We start from the raw sequence: 14047 nt of genomic DNA on the forward strand, positions 1-14047 counted from the left end.
AAACTTTATAGGGTTTGAGGTGAAATCATTCCTGGTCTGGGAAGCTAATTATCTGCTCTTGAAATGAAATATGAAATTTCTATTCGAAAATTTCTACCTAAAATTTCGATCATAATCGAAAGCTTAGGCCTAATTTTTAGAAAATAGCTCCACTGTGCCTCAAACAAGGATTAATAAAAAATCACTGTCTTATTCCGATAAGCCAATACTTTTCGCTCCAAATGGTACTTGATGGCCTTGGAAAGCACTACTTTTTCCACATCCTGACCAATTTGCACCAAGTCACTCACAGAGTTATGGTGCCTAACCCTAGCCACCTCTTGCTCAATGATTGGCCCAGCATCAAGCTCTTCGGTCACATAATGTGCCGTAGCGCCAATGATTTTGACTCCACGCTCATAGGCTGCATGATAAGGCTTTGCACCTACGAAAGCTGGCAGAAATGAATGATGGATATTAATAATCTGATTGGGGAAAGCCTTGATAAAATCACCACTCAATATCTGCATATACCGGGCTAAGACGATAAAGTCAACTTGATGCTGCTTCAACAACTCAATTTGCTGACGTTCGACTTCAACCTTATTGGTCTTATCCATCGGGAGATGGTAAAAAGGAATTCGAAAGGCAGTCACCACTTTCTTCAATTCCAAGTGATTGGAAATCACTAGAGGAATCTCCACATCAAATTGCCCAGAGTAATAACGGCTGAGAATATCAAACAAACAGTGAGAGAGTTTGGAAACAAAAATCGCCATTCTCGGCTTTTGGGTATTGAAATGCAGCTCAAATGACATCCCAAACCGTTCGGCTACTTCTGTTTGAAAAGACGAAGCGATGGATTCTTTGGGAAGTGCAAAACTTTCCAATTCCCAAGCTGCCCTCATAAAAAACATGCCGATCTCCTCATCCACATGCTGATCGACTTCTAAAATATTGCCCTGATATTTATACAAAAAATCAGAAACCGTTGCCACAATCCCCTTTTGATCAGGGCATTGAATGGTGATAATTGCTTTGTTCATAGTTTCAAATTAAAAATCCTTATCCTAATTTTCCTAATATATCCATTCCTTGATGGAGAATTCTGATTATTTGGAAGTTACAATCGTTTTTTTTCTATAAATAGATTTCGTGATTCCTTACAAGATATTTTCGATAGCCAAATTTTATATCATCACAATTGATACCAATACCTACTCCAACAAGGCCTCAATATCCTCCTTACTCAGACTCTTCATAAAGCTTTCCTCTGTACTGATCAATCCATCAGCCAAGGCCATTTTACGCTCTTGCAAAGCCATAATTTTTTCTTCCACAGTATTACGTGTGATGAATTTATAAATTATCACTTTATTTTCCTGACCTATACGGTGCGCTCTATCTATAGCTTGGGCTTCTACAGCTGGATTCCACCATGGATCGAGCAAGAATACATATTCTGCTTTGGTTAAGTTAAGCCCTACTCCTCCTGCTTTCAGGGAAATCAAAAATATTTTTACCGAATCGTCTTCCTGAAATGCGCGTACCTGGACTTGTCGGTCTTTGGTCATTCCATCCAAATAGGCATATTTGATGTTTTCCTGATCCAAAAATTCCCGCACAATAGCCAAGTGCCGAACAAATTGACTAAATATCAGTACTTTATGACCCTCAGATGCTGTTTCCCTCACCATGTGGATAATGTTTTCCAGTTTCCCGGAATCACCTTGGTATTCTTTATTAGTTAATTTTGGGTGATTGGCTATTTGTCTCAATTGGGTTAAGCCTCGAAGAAGCGTAAACTGTTGGTTTTTGAGACCCGGTAATCCCAATTCAGAAACAATTTTTTCCCGGTAATAGCTTTTGACTTCCTCATATGCCTCCTCTTGCTCAGGAGTCATCGTGGCATATTTGATGTTGATAACTTTTTCAGGGAGATCGGTAGCCACTTGAGACTTCAATCTTCTCAAAATAAATGGCTTGATGATGGCATGCAGCTTACCGGCTTTTTCCACATCATAATGCTTTTCAATAGGCAGCAAAAACTGCTTTTTAAACGTACTTTGATTTCCCAAAAGGCCCTGATTGATAAAATTCATCTGCGACCATAGATCCATGGTACCATTTTCCACAGGAGTACCTGTTAAGATTAACTTCTGACGACAATGCAACTCATTGACAGTACGGGATATGATACTTCCAGGGTTTTTGATGGCCTGAGATTCATCCAAGATGATGTAATTAAAGTAAAATTCCTTCAAGATATCCACATCCATACGAGTGATCCCATACGAAGTAAGTACCAAATCATACCGGGAAAAGCGCTTGCTGTCCTTGATTCGCTGAGTTCCGGTATAGGTCAGAATTTTGAGTTTGGGAGCAAATTTCTTGGCTTCCAATTCCCAGTTGTAAATCAAAGAAGTTGGCATCACCAATAAGGAGGTGCTGCCCTCGTTTTGCTCTTTTTCATGGGCTAAGAGGGCCAAGGTCTGCACCGTCTTACCCAAGCCCATATCATCTGCCAAGCATCCTCCAAATTTATATTCATTCAAAAAACGCAGCCAATTGTATCCTGCCTTTTGGTATGGTCTCAATTCTCCCTTGAAAAAAGGAGAAAGGGGATAATCTTGGATTTGACTGAAATCTCTCAATTTTTCCAGTTTCCTGCTAAGCGTCAACTGAACTAAATTATTTTCCTGCAACTGTTGCGCAAGGGAAATGTGATGCTTTTTCAAAATGAGTTTATTTTCCTCATTTTCAGATGGCACATCTTCCATAAAAGCAAACATTTCGGAATAATTGACAAACCAGCTGTGGGGAATGACTGCGATTTCTCCATTAGGCAATTCAAATTCTGTTTTTCCTTGGAGAAGTATCTTTCGGATTTTTTGAAAAGGAATGGAGAAAGGCCCAAATTTAATCAGTGCATGTACGTCGAACCAATCTATGTTTTCTTTGACTTCTACAGAAATGTGTGCATAACCAATAAAATAGCGCTTTCCTTGGGCATTGACTGCTTGTCTGATAGAAATTCCCAAATCTTCGATTACGGACTTATTAGCATTAATCCATCCAAATCCAATAGACTTGGGTTGGGAGATACGCCCGTTTTTTAGATTCAGACCTAGCTTATCCAGAAAATCTGTGTAATATTTTTCTTTGGATAAATCTCGAATTACTTTGTGGAAAATATAATTGTCCCCTATTTTTTCAACCTCTACATTGGTACTGACCTTATTTTCTGCTCGGAACGTATACTCCCCATAGCTGAATTGCAAATCAAATACAATCCTGTCTTCTTCGGAATCATCTACATCATTTCCAAATAAGTCCTTCTTAGGAGTCGAGGCTAATTCAGATAGACACAAAAAGGGCACTGGTTGAGAACGTTCTACTTTGATATCAAACCCAACGGCATATACATCAAAAGAAGCAACAAGCTGATGCACAAACTTCTTGTAATACTGCTCTTCCACTGACTTTGGAATGACAATAAATTTTTTGTTTAAAAATGGTTTCAGCTTGTGTCCATCCACATTCTTTTCGAAATGAAAAAGCTGTCCATTTAGCACCAACCAAGCAGGCTCATGACAGATCAAATACGCATTTTTATATTGCCACTCTAGTTTTTGCCCTCCATACTTAATGGTAGGAAAATAATGCGTGTTGTCTTCATTTCTACGGAAGTGAAATAAAACAGAAGCTTTATCAGGCAATATTTCTATTTCCTTCCAAGTAGGATTCCCATCATTCCCCATTTCAAACAATCGCTTACCTGATAAATTTTCCAGGATTTTCGATCGAATATGTTCTAATTTGATTTCAATTTGCTCTTGTATGACCTTATTTCCTGTTTTTGGATCATAAATCTTCCTCAAAAACTCCTTTGCCTTCAACTTCTTCGGGTTGAATTTCTTCACAACAGCATCTTGCTGCATGTCGTCCATCCATTGAATAAGCTTGTAATCCATTTCATCCAGACCAGCTGCAAACTCCTTGGCATTGACATGGGATATATTTTGGTAGGCATAGGATAAGCGGCCTTTTTCATCCAATTGAACTGCAAAAGACTCAAATAATAGCCCCAAAAACTCATGACTAAATATAGAGTAAACAATTTCAAACGGTTGCTCGGCAGAAACTTTCATAGGCTGAATCCCTCAAAAGAGGCTGAAAATGAATTTATTTGGGTTTTTTCAATTGAAACTAGTTCGAAAAATACGGAATAATTCAAGAAAATAAAAAAACAAATCAACAAAGGAATTGGCTTTTCTTTCGGGCAAGCAATTGGTATAGGATTTAATGTTGTCTTTTAATCAAATTAGTCCTCGCAACTTTTTTGATTTGATTCAAACTTTTAGGATTTTGCTTGCCTAGAACAACCATACATGGCAGACAACAAACTCCAAAGACAACTTGGACTTACTGGTTTGGTGGCTACAGGAGTATGCTCCATGCTTGGGGCCTCCATCAATGTGGTCCCTTTTATGATTCAAAAACATGTGCCAGGGATAGGCGCTTGGGTCTTGCCTGCATTTCTCTTTGCGGCCATTCCTGCATTGTTTGCAGCCTATGCTTACGCAGCGCTCGCCACAGCCATGCCCAAAGCAGGAGGAAGCTACATCTATGCCAGCCGAGGTCTTCATCCCTATTTGGGTTTCGTAGCCTCCTTTTCTCAATGGTTTGGACTCTCCATCGTAATCGGAGTGGTGGCCTATGTTACGATTCCTTTTCTGCGAGATATTGCTGAGGCACTCCAATGGATGGGACTCGCACAAGCATTGGAAACCGGATTGGTTCGGGTAGGATTGGCTTTACTCTTGATTTGGCTCTATGTTTGGATAAATATCAAAGGTCTCAAATCGTATGAAAAATCAATTATCCCCTTAATGATCCTCATGTTTGGAATGGGTGCAGTGGTGATTTTTACTGGGTTTTATTTTAATCAAGAGGATTTCACACAAGCCATTATGGATAACACAGGGAGTTTTCCTGTAATGGAGAGCACCTCAAAATTCACGTTATCCACATTTCTTTCTGCCGGAGCACTGTTATTTGCAAGCTTTATTGGGTTTGATTCCATTGCTCAGGCAGGAGGTGAGGCTAAAAACCCGGGAAAAAACTTACCAGTCGCCATAGGTCTGACGATTGGAATTGTTGGTTTGTACTATGTATTGTTTACCATGGCTGTTTACAATACCGTCCCATGGGAATATGTGGCACAGGAGGCCAATCAGCGGGACATTACTGCCCCTGGCTTACTTGCACCACTTTTACCTGATTACCTAATCATTTTGATCGTGGCGGGTGCAGCGATAGCGCTGATCAATGATCTCCCTGCTATGCTGCTCTCGGTGTCACGATTGGTATTTGCTTGGGCTGAGGATGGGATTTTCCCCAAAATGCTGTCTCATGTGCACCAAACAAATCAAACGCCTTACAATGCTCTTATCATCAGTGGAGCTGTTGCCAGTGTGGGTGTGTTGGGAAGTCATTTTGCAGGCAATTTCTTTTTAGGCATCGACATTATGGTAACGTCCATGATGGTCAACTTTCTCTTGATTTGCCTCACCTTAGCCAAAATTGACAGCTTCAGTCCTGCTATTTCAGCCAAACTACTACTCGCAAAACAGTTATCCACACGCAAAATCATGGCTTGGACAGGTGTTGTCGTTATCGGATTTTTCTTAGTTATCCACACCTACAAAGATGTGAGTTCAGAGGTGGATGCTTGGTATTTTCATTCAACCTATGTGTGGATATTGGTCATGACACTTGCCTCGACGATTTTCTTTCTTAAATTTAACAAGCTCAAACAGATTCACTAACTATTTTTAAAAAGCCCAAGACTATGCAACATTTATACACCGAACTAGCACCAGGACTGACCATTTCCAGAGCCTTAACTGGCCTTTGGCAGATTGCCGACTTAGAACGAGATGGCAAAATGTTGGACCCTCTGATTACAAGTTTGCACATGGCCCCTTATTTGGAGTCGGGCCTCACTACTTTTGATATGGCAGATCACTATGGCTCATCTGAAATTATTGCTGGAAAATTTCGACAAAAACATCCCTTAGGTAAAAATGCGGTGTTTTTAACCAAGTGGGTTCCCAAGCCAGGAAAGTCAAGTTTTGAGGAAACAAAAGCAGCAGTTTTGTTGGCCCTAGATCGCATGCAGGTGGAGCAAATTTCCTTACTTCAATACCATGCTTGGAATTACTTAGATCCAGTTTGGCTGGATCAACTATTTTGGCTGAAAGAGTTGAAGGATGAAGGTTTGATCGGACAATTGGGCGTGACCAATTTTGATGCAGCCCACCTACGCATCGCTTGCGCCTCGGGTATTCCATTGGTTAGTAATCAGGTTTCTCATTCGATCTTGGATGAGCGAGCATCATTGGAAATGTCCACCGTCTGCAATTCCTATGGTGTCAAATTATTCGCCTATGGAACGTTGGCTGGTGGATTTTTGAGTAACAAATGGCTCAACAGTCTCGAACCAGACTTATCCACATCTGCTACTTGGTCACAGATGAAGTATAAGCGATTTATAGATGCTGCAGGAGGTTGGCAGGCATATCAGCAAGTATTAGATATTTTGCACGAAGTGGGTAAAAAGCACCAAGCATCAATCGCAAATGTCGCTACCAAATATATCATGGATAGACCTTATGTAGCGGGGGTAATCATCGGTGCTCGCTTAGGCGAAAGCGCTCACATAGACGACACCTTGAGGCTTTTTGAATTTGAGTTGGATGCAAGTGACAAAAGAGACTTATCCACAGCGCGGGAATTGTTGAAACCTATACCTGGAGATTGTGGAGATGAGTACAGAAAGCCCCCATTTTTGACGGCATCAGGCGATTTAAGTCATCATTTGGAATACATTCCCAAAACTTTTGAGGCAGTAGAAGGACCTAATGAATCCATTAAAGTCTTCAGCGGTACACCTTGGGAGCCCATGGCAGGCTATTGCAGAGCTGTACGCAAGGGAAATACCATCGCAGTATCAGGCACCACTGCAACCCATAAAAGTAAATTGATCGGAGGAGGGGATGCCGGGGCACAAGCAGCATTTGTCTTGGACAAAATCGAAGCGGCCATTGAATCCTTGGGAGGGAAGTTGGAGGATGTCATCCGAACACGGATTTTTGTAAACAACATAGCCGATTGGGAACCTATTGCCCGGGCTCATGGGAAAAAATTTGGCCATATCCAGCCTGCCAATACCTTGGTGGAAGCCAAATTGGTGGGTGAAGGTTACTTGGTGGAGATTGAGGCGGATGCTGTTTTGTGAGAGGTTAGATATTGGGATTTTGGATAGTAGGATACTGTGGAGCAAGAGGGATTGAAATAAGGTAAAAATATGATGGAAATAAATTGAAATAAGGCTTTGTGTACGTTGCGTTATCCGTTGCGGTCGTGGCGAGAAACATTTTCTATGCAGTTGGTACGAGGACTCCACACATCATAAAAATTGACTGAACTATTTGATTTCCATCACATTTTATTACATAAGTGATACATTTTATTTCTATTTTTTGAAAAATGTGCGCTAAGTCTCATCCTATGGAAATCATTTTTCCGTATTTCAAGTTTACAACAAGAATTACCCCTTGAAATATGAATCCAAATATTGAGAACTTGATGCAGGCTATAGCGCCTTACCGAGAGGAATTGTTGACCCACCCTATTTATCAGGATATGAAAACCTTGGAAGATTTCCAGCTTTTCATGGAGCAGCATGTGTATGCAGTTTGGGATTTTATGAGCTTATTGAAAGCGCTACAATTGAAATTAACTGGCAGTAGTTTACCTTGGAGACCATCCGGTAATCCACTAGTAACTCGTTTGATTAATGACATCGTCTTGGCTGAGGAATCTGATGAAGATGGCAAAGGTGGCTATTGCAGTCACTTCGAACTGTACCTTACAGCTATGAAAGAAGCAGGTGCTGATACTCAAAAAATCGAGCGCCTGATCGCTGATTTGGATTTTGGAAAGGATTTCAGAGCCTTATTGATGTGGATGGAGATCCCAGAAAGCACCAAAGAGTTTTTATTGACCAACTATGCATTGGTAGAAAATGGAAAAGCGCACGAAATTGCGGCTTCATTTACTTTGGGAAGAGAAGATCTGATTCCTGATATGTTCAGAAAATTGGTCAATGACCTGATTAGCACCAAGCCTGAAAAATTACAAACCTTGGAATACTATTTTGACAGACATATTCACTTGGACGAAGACCATCATGGGCCATTAGCCATGCGTATGTTGGAAGACCTGTGTGGAGATGATCCGATCAAATGGGAAGAAACAACAAATGCAGCCATTGAAGCATTGAAAGTGCGAAAAGTGCTTTGGGATGGCATCCATGAACAAATCCTCCAAACAGTTTAATTGTATTCAATTTGGTTGTACACAAAATAACAATAGCGCATAAAACTGCGCTATTGTTGTTAAAAAGGCAATTTAGCTAAATCTACATTACCCCCAGATAGGATAATACCTACTTTTTGACCTGCAAACCGCTCTTTATTTTTGAGTAAGGCAGCCAGAGGGACAGCACAACTGGGTTCGATGACTATCTTCATACGCTCGTAGATCAAGCGCATTGCTTCTATGATTTCGGTATCATTTACCGTTAATATATCGTCTACATATTCCATGATGATGGCAAAATTTATGTTGCCCAAGGAAGTCAATAAGCCGTCTGATATGGTCTTTGGACCTTCCATAGGAATCAATTTTCTTGCGTGAAACGATCTATAGGCATCATCTGCACCTTCGGGCTCTCCCGCTATCACCTGTGTTGTTGGGGAAATATATTTGGTGGCAAGCGCTGTTCCTCCCAATAAGCCTCCCCCACCCACTGGTGCCATAATCGTATCAAATGGAATATCTTCCTCCCACATTTCCAAAGCACAGGTAGCCTGCCCTTCCACCACATCCATAAAATCATATGGAGGAATGAAGGTGGCCCCTGTTTTTTCCACAACAGCCCGCAAGGTAGTTTCTCTAGCTAATAAATTTGGTTCACACTCAATAATTTCACCTCCATAACCTTTTACCGCCTTCTTCTTAATTTCAGGCGCATTGGAAGGCATTACAATATAGGAAGGAATACCGGCTACCGTGGCCGCACGAGCCAAGGCGGCGGCATGATTTCCTGAGGAATGGGTGGCTACTCCGTTTGATTTCTGTTCAGGTGTCAACTTCATTACCGCATTGGCCGCACCTCTTGCCTTGAAAGCCCCTACTTTCTGAAAGTTTTCACATTTGAAATAAATCTTACAGCTAGCAATCTCATTGATGGCCGAAGACTTCAATAAAGGCGTACGGTGGATAAATGGCTGTATTCGCTCGTGCGCAGCCTGTATTTCTGCTAGACTTGGAAATTTCATAGACGTCAAATCAATGCTTGAAAATACAAAATACTTCAACAGATGCTTCAAATAAAAAGTCAAGCAATGAATTTTTACAGCAGTGGCTATGGGCGATTGTGAACTTGCCATAATTTTGAGCCATGATGGCATCCACAAACTATCCGAATATCCAAGACTATCTGGCAGAAGCAACCACTTTTCCTGTCCTAGGTCAGGTATTGAACCGTAAGAATACAGAAGTTATGGACTTCTCTCCCAAAAACACAGAACTCCAAAGAGTAAACCTATCCGATACCAAAGCATTCAATGATTTTGTGTTTGAGCAACTCCGCCAAGCAGGTAAAGAATTTGGGATTGGAGGTTACTTTGAGCATAGAGCCATCTACAAGAGAAGTCAGGTATTCGCCACAGGTGCGGCGGATTTTAGAGATATCCACATGGGTATTGATATTTGGACAGCAGCCTTTACTCCCATTTTTGCCCCTTTGGATGGAGTTATCCACAGCTTTCAGGACAATGCCGGCTTTGGAAATTATGGGCCTACCATCATTTTGGAGCATAGTATACACAACCATACACTCTATTCATTGTATGGACACCTCTGTTTGGAAGATTTGAAAGATATCCATGTAGGGCAAATGATCAAGGCCGGAGAGAAAATAGCCCATGTAGGACCTCTCCCCGAAAATGGTGATTGGCCACCGCATCTACATTTGCAATTGATGTGGGATATGTTGGGAAATTGGGGCGACTTTCCAGGGGTTTGTTCACATAGAGATCAGGAAAAATTCAAAGCAATTTGTCCTGACCCTACTTATTTGATTCCTTTTTTGACTTGATTGGCTATGGTAATCAGTCGCACCCCTTCCAAAGTAAGGTAGCGGTCCACTAGGTCAAACTCTTGCTGAAGGGGGGTCAGGATAGAAGAAAGCCCACCAGTAGCGATGATGTGACAACGATAACCTAGCTCCAACTGGATTCCTTTGAGCATTTCTTTGACTAAGCCTACATATCCGTATAATACTCCTGCTTGAATTGCATGCACGGTATCTTTGCCCAACAAAGAATCTGGCAACTGAAGCTCAACTTCAGGAAGTTTGGAGGTATTGGAAAATAAAGATTTGATAGCAGTCTTCAAGCCAGGAGCAATAGTTACTCCCAAAATCTGACCATCTTCACCGATAACGGTAAATGTCAGAGCAGTACCAAAGTCTACCACAATACAAGGACCTGCCATACGCTCAAATGCAGCAAAGGCATTGCACATCAGGTCCGAACCGATTTCATTGGGACGGGCAGTTTTCACAGATAATGCAGGATAGGAGTCCGAGGAAATCAGGTAACAGGGTTTACCAAGATATTCGGAACAGAATTGCTGCAATACCTGATTGACTTCCGGTACTACAGAAGATATGCCCACTCCCGATAATTCATCTATTTTGATAGCATTTTCCAAAAAAAATAAATGCACTGCTTTTTCTAACGCTAGCACCGTAAGTCTTTTGGAAGTCTTTACTCGAAATTCATGAATCCAAGTCTGTTTGACTTCATCATAAAAGCCAAATACAATATTGGAGTTCCCTGCATCAATTGAACAAAACATGGCCCTAAGTTAGAAATAAAAGACGTCTGTGATGTATGAAAATCTCCGATTATACATTCCTGCTTTTATTTTTTTCAAGAATTCCCCACCTTCCGCTAAAATTAACTGCTATGTACCAAATACGAGAAGGAAAAAAAGAAGACCTGCCAAGGGTTTTGGAATTGGTGAAGGAGCTAGCCTTGTATGAAAAGGCACCCGAACAAGTTATCAACACGGTGGAAAAAATGGAAATAGACGGCTTTGGCCCAAATCCAGTATTCGGATTCTATGTTGCGGTCAACGAACGTACAGAAACTATCATCGGAATCTCCATTTATTACTACCGATACAGCACGTGGAAAGGAAAGCGTTTGTATCTAGAGGATATTGTAGTAACCGAGTCCGAACGTGGCAATGGAGCTGGCAAACTCCTTTTTGATCAAACTATGCAAAAATGCTTAGATGATGGATGCTCTGGAATGACTTGGCAAGTTTTGGATTGGAACGAACCTGCCATCAATTTCTATAAAAAATATGGTGCTGACCTAGATGGAGAATGGATCAACTGTAATTTACAAGATTATCAAATCCGTGAGATTCTAAAATAATTGCAAAAGCAATAATTTTTTTTTGCAATTACGAATTTATTGATAAATTTGTGTATGAGTTATTCTTCTTACAAATATCCCTTTCCCTCAAGACTTACACAGCGTGAGGATGTTTCTTCTTTTGAAGAAGGTCAGCAGGTGCAGTATTTCTTTAAGCAAGACAAAGGATATTCTGTAGTAGCTGAGCCGTCTTTGGTAGAGGAGCGCTTTCGTCTTTCAGAGACCATGGTTTTGTTTGATTATTTCCAATACACCCAGGCAGAGATTGCGGTTTTGATGGAGGTAGACCCGAGCACCTTAGTTCGCTGGAAAAAAGAGGATCGAGTATTGACTAAGTTATTGACCAAAAGCATCAAGGATATGGATAAGATAGTTGCTAAAGGCATACGTATTTTTGGATCAGAGGAGTTGTTCTCTACATGGCTCCACACCATCAATGAGGCTTTAGGCTCTCAAAAGCCTGTGGATATCTTGTTGCATCCTCGAGGGATTGATTTGGTGGATCAGGCATTGGATGCCATGTCATGGGGCTCTGTTTTTTGAGTTATCCACAGTGAGATACTACAGACTTATTGAGAATCTACCAGGGAGAACTCCCCTAGGTTACGGTCCTGGTTCGGGAAGATGGAATCAGTACGGAACACCTTTGATTTATGCTTGTAGCCATACATCACTTAACTTTCTGGAATTGCTGAGTATCCGAGGACCCATAGTCACCAAAAGCCAATGGTCCTTGGTGATTTTTGAAATTCATACGGAAATCCCCTATGTGGATAGTGCAGATCTTCCAGAAGATTGGACACAAAGACCTCATCCTAAAAGCACTCAATACATGGGGACCTATTGGGCTCAGCAAAAAGATACTGTTGCATTAAAGGTTCCCTCCTGTAGGATCCCCTTGGTGAATTATCCACAGGAGCATAATTTACTAGTGAATCCATTGCATGCTGATTTTTTGAATCAGGTGTCTTTGATCGGAAAAGAGCCAGTAAGCTTTTTGGTTTAGCTATACATCTTATGGAAAAGTATTTCAGATGAATCAAGGCTTTTCATAACTTACCAAAAAATCAACTCACATTCATATGCAAGTATCATTGAAAGGCCAGCGAATATTGGTCACAGGAGCTTCGAGGGGCATCGGAAAAGGAATAGCCGAACAGTTATCCACATCAGGAGCAACATTGCTCTTGCATTACAACCGAAATGAAGCGGAAGCAAAAAAACTCCAAGAATCAATTCCAGGAGAAAGTCATCTCGTACCCTGCAATCTTTCAGATTTAAACCAGGTTAAGGGTTGGTTCAAAGGCTTGACTGAAAAATTTGGAAAGATCGATGCAGTTATCAACAACGCAGGGATAGCCATTTCTATACCTGACAATGCCCCAACAGAGGAGTGGACAGAAACTTGGCTACAGACAATGAATGTAAACATCAATGCTTTGGCAATTATCACCAAGGAATTTATCGAGCATGCTGTGGAAAATCAGAATGGCAGAGTTATCAACATTTCTTCCAGAGCGGCTTTCCGAGGGGATACACCTGAATATTTAGCCTATGCGGCATCCAAGGCAGCAATCGTGAGTTATACACGTTCCATTGCCCGCTACTACGGCAAATCCGGCATCAAAGCATTTATCATTGCACCGGGTTTTACCCGCACAGATATGGCGCAGGACTTTATGGACCAATACGGAGAGGCCTATGCCTTGAATGACATTGCTTTACAAGAATTGACTGAACCAAAAGATATTGCACCAATGGTGACCCTACTATGTTCGGGATTAGCGGACCATGCAACCGGCTGCACCATTGATATCAATGCAGGTTCCTACGTGCATTGATACCATGCAAACTTCCAAAACCTTTAGAAAGTAAGAACGGTTTAGAAGGTATGGCTTCTAAAAATTCCGATACCTTTTCACCTGAGATGATCCGAATCCTGAAGATTTTTGGGATTAGTACGGTCGTTTTTGTGTTTATCATGTCTTTTTTCAATGAAAAGCGCGCCAATAATTCAGGAACAGAGCCTTCTGAGATGCGGATTACGGATGCCGATCGACTATATTTCCGAAATGTACGTGCAAGTTCTTATGATTTGGAAAGTAGAGGCGATGCCAAGATGAATATTTACCGACATGGCAAGAGGGAAAAGTCGGAAAAAAAGCCACTCCTTAACTTTGCTATTATGTTGAATCGTGTGGTGGATGAAGCATACATTTTTGTAGAACCATTTCCAGAAGACCTGCCACTAGAACTGAGTTGGACTCATCCAGATGGAAGGTCCGGGGACATGACTTTTACCGGAGGTAATAAATTTGACCACTTCAATTTTGCCTTGGATTTTTTCCAAATTTTTGAGGAAGGGGTGACACTGCAAATGAAGGTTGAGGAAGAGTGGCTCCCAATTTTGGAAGAAGAAAAGCAGCGAGATATTCTAAAAACCGTTTTTTCAGACTATTTTAGGCTTATCAATAAACCCAATTAAC

General features: G+C 41.2%; 13 protein-coding genes. 9 read left to right on the forward strand and 4 right to left on the reverse strand.

Translation table 11 applies throughout. The features are described 5' to 3' along the window. Positions 1–170: 170 nt before the first annotated feature. The gene (gene purU, locus ACXIUD_RS16810) at positions 171–1025 is read right to left on the reverse strand and encodes a formyltetrahydrofolate deformylase (RefSeq protein ID WP_458053811.1); all 855 of its coding nucleotides are present in this window, start codon (positions 1023–1025) and stop codon (positions 171–173) included. Positions 1026–1196: 171 nt separating this feature from the next. Continuing rightward, positions 1197–4130 carry an SNF2-related protein gene (locus tag ACXIUD_RS16815; protein WP_458053812.1) on the reverse strand — a complete coding sequence of 978 codons (2934 nt, stop codon included), beginning with the start codon at positions 4128–4130 and terminating at the stop codon, positions 1197–1199. A 240-nt stretch (positions 4131–4370) separates the two neighbouring features. Here ACXIUD_RS16815 and ACXIUD_RS16820 point away from each other — a divergent pair, with 240 nt between their 5' ends. From ACXIUD_RS16820 to ACXIUD_RS16830, 3 genes are all read left to right on the forward strand, one after another. Beyond that, positions 4371–5810 carry an APC family permease gene (locus tag ACXIUD_RS16820; protein WP_458053813.1) on the forward strand — a complete coding sequence of 480 codons (1440 nt, stop codon included), beginning with the start codon at positions 4371–4373 and terminating at the stop codon, positions 5808–5810. A gap of 23 nt (positions 5811–5833) precedes the next feature. Further along, positions 5834–7282, forward strand: a complete 1449-nt coding sequence (locus tag ACXIUD_RS16825; RefSeq protein ID WP_458053814.1) for an aldo/keto reductase — start codon at positions 5834–5836, stop codon at positions 7280–7282. Between the two features lie 326 nt (positions 7283–7608). Beyond that, positions 7609–8385, forward strand: coding sequence for a DUF3050 domain-containing protein (locus tag ACXIUD_RS16830; RefSeq protein ID WP_458053815.1), 777 nt, complete (start codon positions 7609–7611; stop codon positions 8383–8385). A 59-nt stretch (positions 8386–8444) separates the two neighbouring features. Here ACXIUD_RS16830 and ACXIUD_RS16835 read toward each other — a convergent pair whose 3' ends face one another. Then, positions 8445–9389: a pyridoxal-phosphate dependent enzyme gene (locus tag ACXIUD_RS16835; RefSeq protein WP_458053903.1), complete on the reverse strand. Its 945-nt coding sequence runs from the start codon at positions 9387–9389 to the stop codon at positions 8445–8447. A 122-nt stretch (positions 9390–9511) separates the two neighbouring features. Between ACXIUD_RS16835 and ACXIUD_RS16840 the strand changes: the two genes are divergently transcribed. Continuing rightward, entirely contained in the window at positions 9512–10210 is a 699-nt protein-coding gene (locus ACXIUD_RS16840) for a peptidoglycan DD-metalloendopeptidase family protein (RefSeq protein WP_458053816.1), read from the forward strand. Here the strand turns inward: ACXIUD_RS16840 and ACXIUD_RS16845 are convergent. After that, the gene (locus ACXIUD_RS16845) at positions 10186–10974 is read right to left on the reverse strand and encodes a type III pantothenate kinase (RefSeq protein WP_458053817.1); all 789 of its coding nucleotides are present in this window, start codon (positions 10972–10974) and stop codon (positions 10186–10188) included. The genes ACXIUD_RS16840 and ACXIUD_RS16845 overlap by 25 nt on opposite strands. Positions 10975–11084: 110 nt before the next feature. Between ACXIUD_RS16845 and ACXIUD_RS16850 the strand changes: the two genes are divergently transcribed. The 5 genes from ACXIUD_RS16850 (at position 11085) to ACXIUD_RS16870 (ending at position 14046) form a co-directional block, all read left to right on the forward strand. Further along, on the forward strand, positions 11085–11561 hold the full coding sequence (locus ACXIUD_RS16850; RefSeq protein WP_458053818.1) for an N-acetyltransferase family protein: 477 nt from the start codon (positions 11085–11087) through the stop codon (positions 11559–11561). Between the two features lie 54 nt (positions 11562–11615). Beyond that, entirely contained in the window at positions 11616–12104 is a 489-nt protein-coding gene (locus tag ACXIUD_RS16855; protein WP_458053819.1) for an antitoxin Xre/MbcA/ParS toxin-binding domain-containing protein, read from the forward strand. A 10-nt stretch (positions 12105–12114) separates the two neighbouring features. Further along, entirely contained in the window at positions 12115–12567 is a 453-nt protein-coding gene (locus ACXIUD_RS16860; protein ID WP_458053820.1) for an RES family NAD+ phosphorylase, read from the forward strand. 76 nt (positions 12568–12643) lie between these two features. Next, the gene (locus tag ACXIUD_RS16865; RefSeq protein WP_458053821.1) at positions 12644–13402 is read left to right on the forward strand and encodes an SDR family NAD(P)-dependent oxidoreductase; all 759 of its coding nucleotides are present in this window, start codon (positions 12644–12646) and stop codon (positions 13400–13402) included. A gap of 50 nt (positions 13403–13452) precedes the next feature. After that, positions 13453–14046: a hypothetical protein gene (locus tag ACXIUD_RS16870; protein ID WP_458053822.1), complete on the forward strand. Its 594-nt coding sequence runs from the start codon at positions 13453–13455 to the stop codon at positions 14044–14046. The last annotated feature ends 1 nt before the right edge of the window (position 14047 follow it).

It is taken from the genome of Mongoliitalea sp. (assembly GCF_054166905.1).

Coding starts and splice junctions, on each gene's coding strand:
- purU (WP_458053811.1), bottom strand. CDS start 1,025: ATGAACAAAGCAATTATCACCATTCAATGCCCTGATCAAAAGGGGATT.
- ACXIUD_RS16815 (WP_458053812.1), bottom strand. CDS start 4,130: ATGAAAGTTTCTGCCGAGCAACCGTTTGAAATTGTTTACTCTATATTT.
- ACXIUD_RS16820 (WP_458053813.1), top strand. CDS start 4,371: ATGGCAGACAACAAACTCCAAAGACAACTTGGACTTACTGGTTTGGTG.
- ACXIUD_RS16825 (WP_458053814.1), top strand. CDS start 5,834: ATGCAACATTTATACACCGAACTAGCACCAGGACTGACCATTTCCAGA.
- ACXIUD_RS16830 (WP_458053815.1), top strand. CDS start 7,609: ATGAATCCAAATATTGAGAACTTGATGCAGGCTATAGCGCCTTACCGA.
- ACXIUD_RS16835 (WP_458053903.1), bottom strand. CDS start 9,389: ATGAAATTTCCAAGTCTAGCAGAAATACAGGCTGCGCACGAGCGAATA.
- ACXIUD_RS16840 (WP_458053816.1), top strand. CDS start 9,512: ATGATGGCATCCACAAACTATCCGAATATCCAAGACTATCTGGCAGAA.
- ACXIUD_RS16845 (WP_458053817.1), bottom strand. CDS start 10,974: ATGTTTTGTTCAATTGATGCAGGGAACTCCAATATTGTATTTGGCTTT.
- ACXIUD_RS16850 (WP_458053818.1), top strand. CDS start 11,085: ATGTACCAAATACGAGAAGGAAAAAAAGAAGACCTGCCAAGGGTTTTG.
- ACXIUD_RS16855 (WP_458053819.1), top strand. CDS start 11,616: ATGAGTTATTCTTCTTACAAATATCCCTTTCCCTCAAGACTTACACAG.
- ACXIUD_RS16865 (WP_458053821.1), top strand. CDS start 12,644: ATGCAAGTATCATTGAAAGGCCAGCGAATATTGGTCACAGGAGCTTCG.
- ACXIUD_RS16870 (WP_458053822.1), top strand. CDS start 13,453: ATGGCTTCTAAAAATTCCGATACCTTTTCACCTGAGATGATCCGAATC.